The organism is Pseudomonas lini (assembly GCF_964063345.1).
Classification (GTDB): domain Bacteria; phylum Pseudomonadota; class Gammaproteobacteria; order Pseudomonadales; family Pseudomonadaceae; genus Aquipseudomonas; species Aquipseudomonas lini_B.
This window is the reverse complement of the sequence record NZ_OZ061318.1, coordinates 3199893-3213468: the sequence shown is the minus strand read 5'-3', so window position 1 is coordinate 3213468 and position 13576 is coordinate 3199893. Positions and strand designations below refer to the sequence as shown.

General features: G+C 55.9%; 11 protein-coding genes. 6 read left to right on the top strand and 5 right to left on the bottom strand.

The window, feature by feature from the left end; genetic code table 11:
• Position 1 precedes the first annotated feature (1 nt).
• The 3 genes from yidD to rpmH are packed head-to-tail and all read right to left on the bottom strand — an operon-like array spanning position 2 to position 792.
• Positions 2-247, bottom strand: coding sequence for a membrane protein insertion efficiency factor YidD (gene yidD, locus AB3226_RS14685; protein ID WP_074872215.1), 246 nt, complete (start codon positions 245-247; stop codon positions 2-4).
• Positions 240-641, bottom strand: a complete 402-nt coding sequence (gene rnpA, locus AB3226_RS14680; protein WP_038983561.1) for a ribonuclease P protein component — start codon at positions 639-641, stop codon at positions 240-242. The genes yidD and rnpA overlap by 8 nt, the downstream gene beginning before the upstream one ends.
• A gap of 16 nt (positions 642-657) precedes the next feature.
• The gene (gene rpmH, locus AB3226_RS14675) at positions 658-792 is read right to left on the bottom strand and encodes a 50S ribosomal protein L34 (protein ID WP_003213577.1); all 135 of its coding nucleotides are present in this window, start codon (positions 790-792) and stop codon (positions 658-660) included.
• Between the two features lie 567 nt (positions 793-1359).
• Between rpmH and dnaA the strand changes: the two genes are divergently transcribed.
• Genes dnaA through gyrB form a run of 4 tightly spaced genes read left to right on the top strand, consistent with a single transcriptional unit; the run spans position 1360 to position 7570 of the window.
• Positions 1360-2880, top strand: a complete 1521-nt coding sequence (gene dnaA / locus AB3226_RS14670; RefSeq protein WP_367373551.1) for a chromosomal replication initiator protein DnaA — start codon at positions 1360-1362, stop codon at positions 2878-2880.
• 39 nt (positions 2881-2919) lie between these two features.
• A complete protein-coding gene (gene dnaN / locus AB3226_RS14665; RefSeq protein ID WP_367373550.1) occupies positions 2920-4023 on the top strand; it encodes a DNA polymerase III subunit beta in 1104 nt (367 codons plus the stop codon).
• A 20-nt stretch (positions 4024-4043) separates the two neighbouring features.
• Positions 4044-5147: a DNA replication/repair protein RecF gene (recF, locus tag AB3226_RS14660; protein WP_008007898.1), complete on the top strand. Its 1104-nt coding sequence runs from the start codon at positions 4044-4046 to the stop codon at positions 5145-5147.
• Positions 5148-5152: 5 nt separating this feature from the next.
• Positions 5153-7570: a DNA topoisomerase (ATP-hydrolyzing) subunit B gene (gene gyrB / locus AB3226_RS14655; RefSeq protein WP_007902994.1), complete on the top strand. Its 2418-nt coding sequence runs from the start codon at positions 5153-5155 to the stop codon at positions 7568-7570.
• Positions 7571-7884: 314 nt separating this feature from the next.
• Here the strand turns inward: gyrB and AB3226_RS14650 are convergent, their stop codons facing one another.
• On the bottom strand, positions 7885-8682 hold the full coding sequence (locus tag AB3226_RS14650; protein WP_367373549.1) for a helix-turn-helix domain-containing protein: 798 nt from the start codon (positions 8680-8682) through the stop codon (positions 7885-7887).
• 164 nt (positions 8683-8846) lie between these two features.
• On the opposite strand from AB3226_RS14650, the gene AB3226_RS14645 reads away from it, so the two are divergent.
• Positions 8847-9746 carry an EamA family transporter gene (locus AB3226_RS14645; protein WP_367373548.1) on the top strand — a complete coding sequence of 300 codons (900 nt, stop codon included), beginning with the start codon at positions 8847-8849 and terminating at the stop codon, positions 9744-9746.
• Between the two features lie 128 nt (positions 9747-9874).
• Here AB3226_RS14645 and AB3226_RS14640 read toward each other — a convergent pair whose 3' ends face one another.
• Positions 9875-10594: a response regulator transcription factor gene (locus AB3226_RS14640; RefSeq protein ID WP_367373547.1), complete on the bottom strand. Its 720-nt coding sequence runs from the start codon at positions 10592-10594 to the stop codon at positions 9875-9877.
• 532 nt (positions 10595-11126) lie between these two features.
• Here AB3226_RS14640 and AB3226_RS14635 point away from each other — a divergent pair.
• Complete coding sequence (locus AB3226_RS14635; protein WP_367373546.1) at positions 11127-13439, top strand: CHASE2 domain-containing protein; 2313 nt, start codon at positions 11127-11129, stop codon at positions 13437-13439.
• The last annotated feature ends 137 nt before the right edge of the window (positions 13440-13576 follow it).

The window sequence follows — 13576 nt, the reverse complement described above, 5'->3', positions numbered from 1 at the left end:
ATTACTCGGCCATCGAAGAAGAACGGGAGGTAGGGATAGATGGAACCGGGTCATAACCACCGGGATTCCACGGATGACAGCGACCTAAACGACGAAAGGCCAGCCAGCCACCGCGCAGAAGGCCATGATTTTCTATGGCTTCATACGCGTAGCAGGAACAACTGGGGTAGAAACGACAGTGACTGGCCATCAGGGGACTGATGGCATAGCGATAAAACTGGATCGGAACGAGTGCCAGTTTACGCATCGGGACTGTCTACCCCTACAGTTTCGGTTTTGACTGCTGGTACCGGCTTGCTGCGTGCCAGACGTTTCCAGAGTTTGTCGAAATGCTGAATCAATTCGGGGCTTTCTACGTCACCCAAACCTTTGCGCGCGACGATAACAATGTCCCAACCGACCAGTAAATCCTGGTTCAGGCGAAACGATTCGCGCATCAGACGTTTGAGGCGATTGCGCTCGACGGAGAGCTTTACGCTCTTTTTCCCGATAACCAGCCCGAGACGGGGGTGATCAAGATCGTTGTTGCGCGCAAGGAGCAGGAGATTTTTCCCCGGAACCTTGCCGGTAGGGGAGTCAAAGACTGCCTTGAAATGCCGGGGAGTAAGCAGACGCTTTTCCCGACTGAAGTCCTGACTCACCTCCAGTGCCGGATTATCAAACTGCCAGACGCGCACGACCTTTGGCGCGACGACGCGACAGGACGGCACGACCGTTCTTGGTAGCCATGCGAGCACGGAAACCGTGGGTACGAGCGCGTTTGATAGTGCTTGGTTGGAAAGTACGTTTCATTGTCGTGTTACCTGGTTCGTCCACAACGGGCCGGAATGGCCCCCGTTTTAAGAGACCGGGGATTCTAGAGAAAGCAAGCCTCTAGGTCAATTTCCAACCAGCGTTTCCTTATAAATAGATCTCCAGACGATTTGCTCGCCGAAGGTCGTTCTCTAGATATAGAAATAAAGAAGGGAATTATTTAAAGCTTTTCTGTAAAGCTTATAAAAGCTAGGGCCACGTTCATCTGTGGATAACTGCCTTTAGCCCTTCTAAACCGTGATGTACAGAGAATGACAACTACAGTGGAAAACGGTGGTCAGCCTGTGCTGCGCTGTCGGATAAGCTGTGTGTGGAAAGGCTAGTTATCCACAGGCAGGTTATCCACCGAGTTTCGCCCCCACTTGTCCAGTGCCCTCATGGGCGGTTATCCACAGAGCTTATGCACATACCGTTGGTCTTCTTTTCAAGGGTTAACGCATTGATAAATCATGCCCTGTGCGCAACCTGCATGTGGATAAGTGGACGTCCGGTCGCTACAATGACCGCTTGTTTTTGCCTCACCGGCTTTCAACTTAGGGGATATCCGTGTCAGTGGAACTTTGGCAGCAGTGCGTAGAGCTTTTGCGCGATGAGCTGCCTGCCCAACAATTCAACACTTGGATCCGTCCACTACAGGTCGAAGCCGAAGGCGACGAGCTGCGTGTCTACGCGCCGAATCGTTTTGTTCTCGACTGGGTCAATGAAAAATACCTGGGCCGCGTCCTTGAACTGCTGGATGAGCATGGCAATGGCCTGGCGCCGGCGCTTTCCTTATTAATAGGCAGCAAACGCAGTTCGGCACCGCGCGCGGCACCCAATGCCCCGTTGGCCGCTGCGGCGTCCCAGGCTCAGGCCGCTCAAGCGCCTGTCAGCGCTCCGGCGCCAGCCCCGGTAGTTGCCTCGACCAAGCGTGCGACCCAAAAAGTAGCTGAGCTCAGTGAAGAGCCGTCCCGCGACAGCTTCGATCCAATGGCCGGCGCCAGTTCGCAACAGGCTCCGGTTCGCGCCGAACAGCGCACGGTGCAAGTCGAAGGCGCGCTCAAGCACACCAGCTACCTGAACCGCACCTTTACCTTCGAGAACTTCGTCGAAGGCAAGTCCAACCAACTGGCCCGGGCTGCGGCCTGGCAGGTGGCGGACAACCCCAAGCACGGCTACAACCCGCTCTTCCTTTATGGCGGTGTCGGCTTGGGTAAAACCCACTTGATGCACGCTGTGGGTAACCACCTATTAAAGAAGAATCCGAATGCCAAGGTTGTGTACCTGCATTCGGAGCGTTTCGTTGCGGACATGGTCAAGGCCTTGCAGCTGAATGCGATCAACGAGTTCAAGCGTTTCTACCGCTCGGTGGATGCGTTGCTGATCGATGACATTCAGTTCTTTGCCCGCAAGGAACGCTCTCAGGAAGAGTTTTTTCACACCTTCAACGCCCTGCTTGAAGGTGGCCAGCAGGTCATTCTTACCAGTGACCGCTATCCGAAAGAAATCGAAGGCCTTGAAGAACGCCTGAAGTCACGTTTCGGCTGGGGCCTGACGGTTGCCGTCGAGCCGCCGGAGCTGGAAACCCGCGTGGCGATCCTGATGAAAAAGGCCGACCAGGCCAAAGTCGATCTGCCACACGACGCAGCGTTCTTCATTGCCCAGCGCATTCGCTCCAACGTCCGTGAGCTGGAAGGCGCGCTCAAACGCGTGATCGCCCACTCGCACTTCATGGGTCGCGATATCACCATCGAGCTGATTCGCGAATCCCTGAAAGACTTGTTGGCGCTGCAAGACAAACTGGTGTCTGTGGATAACATTCAGCGCACCGTCGCCGAGTATTACAAGATCAAGATCTCCGACTTGCTGTCCAAGCGTCGTTCACGCTCGGTAGCACGTCCGCGTCAGGTCGCCATGGCGTTGTCCAAGGAACTGACCAACCACAGCCTGCCGGAAATCGGCGATGTGTTTGGCGGCCGCGACCACACGACTGTTTTGCACGCCTGCCGCAAGATCAACGAGCTTAAGGAATCCGACGCGGACATCCGCGAGGACTATAAGAACCTGCTGCGTACACTGACTACTTGATGAACACCAGCGCAGCTTATTAAGGCAAGGGACTAGACCATGCATTTCACCATTCAACGCGAAGCCCTGTTGAAACCCCTGCAACTGGTCGCAGGCGTCGTCGAGCGCCGACAGACCTTGCCGGTGCTCTCCAACGTGCTGCTGGTTGTCGAAGGCCAGCAATTGTCGCTGACCGGTACCGACCTGGAAGTCGAGCTGGTCGGTCGTGTGCAACTCGAAGAGCCTGCGGACCCGGGTTCCATCACTGTGCCTGCGCGCAAGCTGATGGACATCTGCAAGAGCTTGCCGAACGATGCGCTGATCGACATCAAGGTCGATGAGCAGAAGCTCGTGGTGAAGGCCGGCCGTAGCCGCTTCACCCTGTCGACCCTGCCGGCCAATGACTTCCCGACGGTGGAAGAAGGCCCAGGCTCGCTGACCTGCAGCCTTGAGCAAAGCAAACTGCGCCGTTTGATCGAACGCACCAGCTTCGCGATGGCGCAGCAGGACGTACGCTACTACCTCAATGGCATGCTGCTGGAAGTCTCGGCCGGGATCATCCGCGCCGTGGCGACTGACGGTCACCGTCTGGCCATGTGTTCGATGCAGGCCGATATCGGTCAGCCGGATCGTCATCAGGTGATCGTACCGCGCAAAGGTATTCTGGAACTGGCGCGTCTGCTGACCGAACCGGACGGCAACGTCAGCATCGTGCTGGGCCAGCACCACATTCGCGCCACCACTGGCGAGTTCACTTTCACCTCGAAACTGGTCGACGGTAAATTCCCTGACTACGAGCGTGTTCTGCCTAAAGGCGGCGACAAGCTGGTACTCGGCGATCGCCAGGCATTGCGTGAAGCGTTCAGCCGTACTGCGATTCTGTCCAACGAGAAGTACCGTGGCATCCGTCTGCAACTGGCCAATGGTCAGTTGAAGATTCAGGCGAACAACCCGGAGCAGGAAGAAGCGGAAGAAGAAGTGGGCGTTGAGTACAACGGCGGCCCTCTGGAAATCGGCTTCAACGTGAGCTATCTGCTCGACGTACTGGGCGTGATGACCACCGAGCAGGTTCGCTTGATCCTGTCCGACTCCAACAGCAGTGCGCTGGTGCAAGAGTCCGACAACGACGACTCGGCCTACGTTGTCATGCCGATGCGTCTGTAATCATGTTCAGCAGAACCTAGATGTCCTTAAGTCGCGTCTCGGTCACCGCGGTGCGCAATCTGCACCCGGTGACCTTCTCCCCCTCCCCCCGAATAAACATTCTTTACGGCGCCAACGGCAGCGGCAAAACCAGTGTTCTGGAAGCCATTCATCTGCTGGGGCTTGCCCGTTCGTTTCGTAGCAGCCGTCTGTTACCCGTCATTCAATACGAGCAATTGGCGTGTACGGTGTTTGGCCAGGTCGAACTGGCCGAGGGTGGACACAGCGCACTGGGGATATCTCGCGACCGGCAGGGTGAGTTCCAGATCCGCATCGACGGGCAGAACGCCCGAAGTGCTGCGCAACTTGCAGAGATCCTGCCGTTGCAGTTGATCAACCCGGACAGCTTCCGCCTGCTGGAAGGCGCGCCGAAGATTCGCCGACAGTTTCTCGACTGGGGTGTGTTCCACGTGGAACCGCGATTCATGTCCACGTGGCAGCGCTTGCAGAAGGCCTTGCGCCAGAGAAACTCTTGGCTGCGACATGGTACACTTGACGCCGTTTCGCAAGCGGTTTGGGACAGGGAACTGTGCCAGGCCAGCGCTGAAATAGATGAATACCGCCGCGCTTACATCAAAGCCTTGAAACCAGTCTTTGAACAGACCTTGAGCGAACTGGTTGAGCTTGAGGGCTTAACGCTCAGCTATTACCGAGGTTGGGACAAAGACCGTGAGTTGAGTGCAGTGCTCGCCGGGTCCCTTCAGCGGGATCAGCAAATGGGTCATACCCAAGCCGGACCACAACGCGCTGATTTGCGTCTTAGATTGGGCGCACATAACGCCGCGGACATCTTGTCTCGTGGCCAGCAGAAGTTGGTGGTCTGTGCATTGCGGATCGCCCAAGGGCACTTGGTTAGCCAGGCCCGTCGCGGCCAGTGTATTTATCTGGTGGATGACCTGCCGTCCGAATTGGACGAGCACCACCGTCGCGCGCTTTGCCGCTTGCTGGAAGACTTACGCTGCCAGGTCTTTATCACCTGTGTAGATCACGAATTATTGAGGGAAGGCTGGCAGACGGAAACGCCAGTCGCTTTGTTCCACGTGGAACAGGGCCGTATCACCCAGACCCACGACCATCGGGAGTGAAGGCATTGAGCGAAGAAAATACGTACGACTCAACGAGCATTAAAGTGCTGAAAGGCCTGGATGCCGTACGCAAACGTCCCGGTATGTACATTGGTGACACTGACGATGGCAGTGGTCTGCACCACATGGTGTTCGAGGTGGTCGATAACTCGATCGACGAAGCTCTCGCCGGCCACTGCGACGATATCAGCATCATTATTCATCCGGATGAGTCCATTACCGTTCGCGACAACGGTCGTGGCATCCCGGTAGACGTGCACAAAGAAGAAGGCGTCTCGGCGGCCGAGGTCATCATGACCGTGCTGCACGCCGGCGGTAAGTTCGACGACAACTCCTACAAAGTATCCGGCGGTCTGCACGGTGTGGGCGTTTCGGTTGTGAACGCACTGTCCAAAGAACTGATCCTGACCGTTCGCCGTAGCGGCAAGATCTGGGAACAGACTTACGTCCATGGTGTTCCGCAAGAGCCGATGAAGATCGTTGGCGAGAGCGAAACCACCGGCACCCAGATTCATTTCAAGCCATCGGCTGAGACCTTCAAGAACATCCACTTCAGCTGGGACATCCTGGCCAAGCGGATTCGCGAACTGTCCTTCCTCAACTCCGGTGTCGGCATCGTCCTCAAGGATGAGCGCAGCGGCAAGGAAGAGCTGTTCAAGTACGAAGGTGGTCTGCGTGCGTTCGTTGAATACCTGAACACCAACAAGACTGCGGTCAACCAGGTGTTCCACTTCAACATCCAGCGTGAAGACGGCATCGGCGTTGAAATCGCCCTGCAGTGGAACGACAGCTTCAACGAGAACCTGTTGTGCTTCACCAATAACATTCCTCAGCGCGATGGCGGTACTCACCTGGTGGGTTTCCGTTCCGCCCTGACGCGTAACCTGAACACCTATATCGAAGCTGAAGGTCTGGCGAAGAAGCACAAAGTTGCCACCACCGGTGACGATGCCCGCGAAGGCCTGACGGCGATCATTTCGGTAAAAGTGCCGGATCCGAAGTTCAGCTCCCAGACCAAAGACAAGCTGGTTTCTTCCGAAGTGAAGACCGCGGTCGAACAGGAAATGGGCAAGTACTTCTCCGACTTCCTGCTGGAAAACCCGAACGAAGCCAAGCTGGTCGTCGGCAAGATGATCGATGCGGCGCGTGCGCGTGAAGCGGCACGTAAGGCTCGTGAGATGACCCGTCGTAAAGGCGCGCTGGACATCGCCGGCCTGCCGGGCAAACTGGCTGACTGCCAGGAAAAAGACCCTGCCCTCTCCGAACTGTACCTTGTGGAAGGTGACTCTGCTGGCGGCTCCGCCAAGCAGGGACGCAACCGTCGCACCCAGGCCATCCTGCCGCTCAAGGGCAAGATCTTGAACGTCGAGAAGGCACGCTTCGACAAGATGATCTCTTCGCAAGAAGTAGGCACCTTGATCACCGCGCTGGGCTGCGGCATTGGCCGCGACGAGTACAACATCGACAAGCTGCGTTATCACAACATCATCATCATGACCGATGCTGACGTCGACGGTTCGCACATTCGTACCCTGTTGCTGACCTTCTTCTTCCGTCAGTTGCCGGAGTTGATCGAGCGCGGTTACATCTATATCGCTCAGCCACCGCTGTACAAGGTCAAGAAAGGCAAGCAAGAGCAATACATCAAAGACGACGACGCCATGGAAGAGTACATGACACAGTCGGCCCTGGAAGACGCGAGCCTGCACTTGAACGAAGAAGCCCCGGGTATCTCCGGTGAAGCCCTCGAGCGTCTGGTGAATGATTTCCGTCTGGTGATGAAGACCCTCAAGCGCCTGTCACGCCTGTACCCACAGGAACTGACCGAGCACTTCATCTACCTGCCAGCGGTGAGCATGGAGCAACTGTCCGATCACGCAGCGATGCAGGATTGGATGGCTCAGTTCGAAGTTCGCCTGCGCACCGTCGAGAAATCCGGTCTGGTTTACAAAGCCAGCCTGCGTGAAGACCGTGAACGTAACGTCTGGCTGCCAGAGGTCGAGCTGATCTCCCACGGCCTGTCGAACTACATCACCTTCAACCGCGATTTCTTCGGCAGTAACGATTACAAGACTGTTGTGTCGTTGGGCGCTCAATTGAGCACCTTGCTGGACGACGGCGCGTACATCCAGCGCGGCGAGCGCAAGAAGCCGGTCACCGAATTCAAGGAAGCACTTGAATGGCTGATGGCTGAAAGCACCAAGCGTCACACCATCCAGCGCTACAAAGGTCTGGGCGAAATGAACCCGGATCAGCTGTGGGAAACCACCATGGACCCAAGCCAGCGTCGGATGCTCAAAGTGACCATCGAAGACGCCATTGGCGCAGACCAGATCTTCAACACCCTGATGGGTGATGCGGTCGAACCTCGCCGTGACTTCATCGAAAGTAACGCCTTGGCGGTTTCCAACCTGGACTTCTGATCCGGCAGGACCGCTAGAACGAAAAAGGCCAACGCTTAGCGTTGGCCTTTTTTATTGCGTGTTATGGACGTCGCGACAGTGCCCTGTAATGAAGATGAACCCTGCGCGCTCAAGCAGATCCAGAGTGGACGGGAATTTTCGCGGACCGCAGGCTGGAGTTCCGGGTCTTCAAGGATCTGTGTTTCCACCACGAAATGAACGTCCCTTAGGTCAACCAAGGGGTGGCTCGGTCCGGATACGCCTCGCATAACACTCCATTGAGACGGCATATCAATTTATTAAGACGTCGATTATTTCCCTTCTCGACCAATCGCTCAGAACATCGATGCGCCTTTGGACTTAGCCAGATAACGCCCCGGTGAATCCCCCAGATTACGCCGAAATACCGAGGTAAATGCGCTTGGGCTGCTGTAACCCAGATCAATCGCCACTTCGGTGATAGATGAACCATTGCTCAATCTGGATGTTGCTTCCAGCAAACAGACTTGTTGCCGCCAGAACACAAAACTCATGCCAGTCGCTTCCCGAAAACTTCGCGTGAACGTTCGCCGGCTCATGCTCGACCAACTGGCCATTTCACTGATGGAAATATTCTGCGTGGGTGCATCAAGGAATCGATGGCACGAATGGGCCAGTCGAGGCTCTGAAGGCAAAGGTGCGCTCAGTGGAAGCTCCGACATGGCGCCGATTTCATCCACCAGTAGCGTCTGCACGGATTGGCTTCGAATGTTGGGCGGTTGCTCCGGATCAATAGTCAACGCCGCTTCCAACAAGTGCCTGAGTAGCGGCGAAACATTGTAGACCTGGCAATGCTCCGGCAAACCGGCGCGGATGGAGGCAGCCTCATTGAGGTAAGTATTGATCATGGTCACGTCGCCGCGCATATGCATTTCATGCGACACGCGCGCGGGCACCCAAAGCGCTCTTTGAGGCGGGACAACCCAATTCCCCTGATCGGTGAACATCTTCAACGCGCCCGTTGAGGCGTACGCAAACTGACCACGATTGTGCGTGTGCCGCGCAAAAACAGTACCCGAAGAATACTTGCGCAGACTCACCACCGCATCGGGGCTTCCATGCTGGTAGGGATCCAGTGTTTGATTGATCGACATGGCCCGATTTTGACAAAAATAGACCTGCTACAGCAAGCAGGCCAAATTTTTGGACCCTAGAATCGCATCTCCAAAACTACCTGATGCAAAAACGGTTCGCATTGAACTGATTGGAATGCGACACACCGCCTACGCGGTGTGCCGCTTAATGTGAGGCTAGGGACATGCAGAAAAAACATTTGGTTCTGGCGATACTCGTCACCTTAGTATGGGGAGTGAACTTTCCAATCACCAAACTGGGTTTACGCTCGATCGATCCCTTTGTGTTAACCGGAATACGCTTTGCACTCGCCGCCATACCGTTGGTGTTCTTCATCAAGCGCCCCGCCATCAAGTTCAGCTATGTTGCCGCTTACGGCTTCATTTTCGGGTTGGGTATGTGGGGGGTGATCAACTATGGCATTCAGGTCGGTGTCAGCCCTGGTATTGCTTCGCTGATCATTCAACTCAGCGTGTTCTTCACCATGGGTTGGGGAGCGTTATTGTTTAAAGAAAAGTTACGCGGTGCTCAGCTTATCGGGGCACTGCTGGCATTGGTCGGGCTAGGTGGCATCATGTCCACCCAACAAGGGGAGCACGCAATACTTGGAGTACTGCTGATTGTGCTGAGTGCGGTCGCTTGGAGCGTCGGCAACGTGATTATCAAGAAATCCGGTGTCAAAGAGATCTTTTCATTCATGGTCTGGGCCAGTCTGTTTCCACCCATCCCACTCTTCTTCATCGCTTGGCTCATGCAGGGCGCCGCGCCCTTTGTGAACCTGCAAAGTAGTCTCGACTTCACGGCTGTGCTATCGATCGTTTTCCAGGTTTACCTGGCCACCCACTTTGCCTATTGGGGATGGAATTCGCTGTTGAAGCTTTATCCCGTATCCACAGTGGCACCGCTGTCGTTGTTGATTCCGGTATTCGGCATCGGCAGTTCGATGCTGATTATCGGCGAACACATCTCGATACCGAACTTGATTTCAATTGCGATCATCATTATGGGATTGGCAGTCGGCCTCTATCGTAAGTCCCCCGGCACAATCAATGCAGCCCCCAAAGCCGCGTTCCGCCCTGAGTGAACCGGTCGTGCCAGAACTATTCATCTTTGCCAGCATTTGCCAGGGCTGCCGAATCATCCGGCAAAACCGCTAGAACGAAAAAGGCCAACGCTTAGCGTTGGCCTTTTTTATTGATCGTCGAAACGTCGTCATGCGCTAGCGGTGGCCACGCTCTCGAGCCGATACCCATACCCGTAAATCGTCAGCAGTTGCCAACCGCGATCGGCCGTCAGGCCCAACTTGTTGCGCAGGCGATAAATATGAGTGTCCAGCGGGCGGGAGGAGACTATTTCTTCATGGGTCCAAAAGCGCTCATACAAATATTCACGGGATAAAGGTCGGCCCAGATTAGCGAACAGGCAACGGGCGAGACGGTATTCCCGTTCGGTCAGGCTGATGGGGGTGGACGCGCGGGTGACGGTGAGTTCGGCGTCGTCGAACTCAAGGTCATTGAAAGTCAGTATTTCGGGGGCTGCCGCGCGTTGCAGTCCATGCCGACGAAGTACGGCGCTCACTCGGGCCATCAGCTCGTTTGGACGAAATGGTTTGCTCACATAATCGTCGGCCCCGGCGTTCAACGCCTGGACGATATCGCTTTCAGTATCGCGACTAGTGAGCATGATCGCGGCCGGTGGAGCGTCCATATGTTCACGGGTCCAGCGTAACAACGCCAAGCCACTGATATCGGGCAGTTGCCAATCGAGGATCAGCAGGTCGAAGGTCTCCCGCCGGAGTTGCCGCAGCAAGTCCTCTCCCCGCTCGAAACTGTGCAACGTCCACGTCTGCTCTCCCGTTGCGGGAATCTGTCGCAGTGTCTGTTCCACCCGGCGGAGTTCGGCGGGTTCGTCATCCAGTATTGCGACACGCATGCCGAGTGATTCCTTTATCTCGTAAGTGCAAAGTGAAAATTGCGGAGTTTAGGCCGATTGATTGAATCGAAGTTCCCAAGCAGGGGTGACGTTGATGATGTTTTAGCCTTCGACCAATTCTGAACAAATATTGTGAATCGGCTTGCAGGTTACTTATGCCGGTAAATTCGTCGTCGCTGAGCGGCACAAGGGCATTGGGATGTGCCCGACGCAGGGAGCGTCAACCTGGCAGGACCATCGATTGCCGGTTTTCGACGGTTTGCAGTTCAGGGGGAAATACACGGAGTGCCTGCTCGGTTCTAACACAAGTATGTGTCATCTCTTATGTTCTTTGCTCCGATGGCTATCTGCCAGAGCGGCCGGTCGGGTATCGTGCGTTAAGTACTTGTGCGCGTTACTGGCGTGATTTTCATAAGAGCATAAAAGCCAATCCATGAACCCCATGACCTTATTGCTTCCACGCGGTGTTTGTCTCTTTGATGGGTTAGAGGGCAAGACAACGCATGTCCAATAGCATCCTGGTCGACGACCGATGAAGAGCCGACCAAGGAAGGACGAGCGTGAACCCACCCAGGCTCAGCGGTTGTTTCGGCGTATGGTCCGAGAGTGGCTGTGGGTCTGTCTGATCCTGTTGCCGCTGACGGCGATGCTGTCCATGAGCCAAGGCCTGATCTTCAGCAAGCTGTTGTACGACAATCTTCGCCGGCTAAGCCCGCTGTCGGTGGACCCACGAATACTGCTCGTAACGATCGACGACTACAGCTTGCAGCAGCTTGGCCAATGGCCGTGGTCGCGGGCCACGCACGCGCAACTGCTGGATCGGCTCAGCGCCGCGAACGTTAAAGGCGTTCTATTCGACGTAATATTCAGTGAACCTGATAGCCAACCCGAGAATGATCAGCTTTTGGCCCAGGCGGTCTGCCGGGCCGGGAATGTTTTCGTGCCGCTGCTGCGTGAAGATGAAGCGCGTTACGGTCAGCCCCTGGGGGAAATTGAACCGACGGATCCGCTGAACCATTGTGCCAAAGGCGTCGGGCACATCAATGCCGAAGCGGACGCCGACGGGATCGTGCGCAGCGTGTACTTAAGCGAAGGACCGGCGCAAAAAACACGCCCGCAACTGGCCTGGCTGCTGTACGACGAAACCCTCGCCAATAAGGGAAATGCACCAATGCCCGGTGTTCCGGCCCTGCCATCAGAGCAAGGCTGGCAGCGAGCCCACGAAATAAGGATTCCTTTCATCCACTCCGACGCGGGCTTTCCTACTGTGCCCTACGTCAGCGTATTACGCGGTGAAGTCCCGCCCGAGTTGCTGCGCGATCGCTTGATCCTGATAGGCTCAACCGCTTCAGGCCTGGGCGACCGTTATGTGACACCGCAATCGGCCAGCATCGGCACCACACCGGGCATCGAGATACAGGCGAATGTCCTCAACGGACTGCTACAAAAGCGCAATATTGTGGTTGTCGATAAGCGCTTGGCGGCATTGCTGACGATAGTGATTGTCGGTGAATTGCTGGGCCTGCTGTTGGTGCGTCCGCGTCGCGCCTTATGGCTGACCTTGGGTGCAATGACAGTCGCTCTCCTGGTTTCGGGTGTGCTGTTGCGCTTAGGTTGGTGGTGGTCGCCGGCTGCGAGCCTGATGGGTATTTTGCTGGGCTACCTGATCTGGAATTGGCGAAGGCTGAATGCGGTACTCGCCTATTTCGGCTGGGAGCTGGCGCGTCTGGACAGCGAGCCAAAAGTCTTTCCCGAACGTCGTCGTACCCAAGCGCCGGCCGGTGATGTGCTGCAAGGGCAAATCGTCGCGCTGGAGCAGGCCATGAGCCGGACCCGCGACACCCGGCGTTTTATTGCTGATGGACTTGAATACCTGCCGGTGGCGACGCTGATTAGCGATCCGAACGGGCGCATTCTGCTGGCCAACCGCAAGGCTCGAGAAATGTTTTGTCGTGGCCTGGTGGGCGAGGACATGCTCGAGCAACTGAGCGATCTGGGTTACCCGGTGCCGTCCAATGGAATGCCGTCTGCGTTGTCGACCCTGGAGCCGCTGGAGTTTCGTGACACCCAGGCACGCAGCCTGCGCCTGGACCTGGCACCGCTGTTTCCGGCCGAGGGTGACTCCGTGATTGGCTGGCTATTGAGCCTCACTGACCTGAGCGTCGAGCGGGACGCCGAAGAGCAGCGAGCGGTGTTGTTGCGCTTTTTGTCGCATGACCTCAGAGCGCCCCACTCGGCGATTCTGGCCTTGCTCGACGTTCAGCGTCATCAGGTGTCCGGCGACACACAAGTGTTCAGCCAGATCGAACTACAAGTGCGCAAGGCGCTGAAGCTGACCGAGGCTTTTGTGCAGTTGGCAAAAGCCGAGTCCGAGGCCTATCAGTTTCAGCCGAGCATATTCGCGATGTTGTTACTCGATACCTTCGACCAGGCTTCGAGTATTGCTCATCTGAAGAACATTCAATTGCTGCATGACCTCGACGAAGACGCTGAAGCGCTGGTACTGGCCGATCAGTCGCTGCTGACACGGGCACTGTTCAACCTGCTGGAAAACGCCATCAAGTACAGTCCGGCGGGTTCTCGGATCTCGGTGCGGGTGAGTTGTGCCGAGAGCTGGTTGCTGTGCGAGATCGCGGATCAGGGCCGAGGGATTACTGTCGATGAACTTCCCGAGTTATTCACTCAGTATCGGCGTTTTACCTCGGCTCACGGCAGTGATGGCCTGGGGCTGGGTTTGTCCATGGTCAAGGCCGTGGTAGACCGTCATGGCGGGAGGATTTCCTGTCATAGCGTGGTGGGGCGAGGCACAACGTTCAGTGTCCAGTTACCGCTATTGAGCGAGTGAGCCAGACGTTTTCAACGGGCATAAAAAAACCGGCTATAACAGCCGGTTTTTTTACGTCCGAAATAAACTTATGCACCTTTTTCGACGTTTTATTTGCTTAAGAAATATGTATGTAAATCATAAGCTTAAAAACTAAA

Bases quoted from the DNA above. Each gene is read 5' to 3' on its own strand.
- AB3226_RS14635 (WP_367373546.1), top strand. From the start codon at position 11,127: ATGAAGAGCCGACCAAGGAAGGACGAGCGTGAACCCACCCAGGCTCAG.
- AB3226_RS14650 (WP_367373549.1), bottom strand. From the start codon at position 8,682: ATGTCGATCAATCAAACACTGGATCCCTACCAGCATGGAAGCCCCGAT.
- AB3226_RS14645 (WP_367373548.1), top strand. From the start codon at position 8,847: ATGCAGAAAAAACATTTGGTTCTGGCGATACTCGTCACCTTAGTATGG.
- dnaN (WP_367373550.1), top strand. From the start codon at position 2,920: ATGCATTTCACCATTCAACGCGAAGCCCTGTTGAAACCCCTGCAACTG.
- AB3226_RS14640 (WP_367373547.1), bottom strand. From the start codon at position 10,594: ATGCGTGTCGCAATACTGGATGACGAACCCGCCGAACTCCGCCGGGTG.
- recF (WP_008007898.1), top strand. From the start codon at position 4,044: ATGTCCTTAAGTCGCGTCTCGGTCACCGCGGTGCGCAATCTGCACCCG.
- yidD (WP_074872215.1), bottom strand. From the start codon at position 247: ATGCGTAAACTGGCACTCGTTCCGATCCAGTTTTATCGCTATGCCATC.
- rpmH (WP_003213577.1), bottom strand. From the start codon at position 792: ATGAAACGTACTTTCCAACCAAGCACTATCAAACGCGCTCGTACCCAC.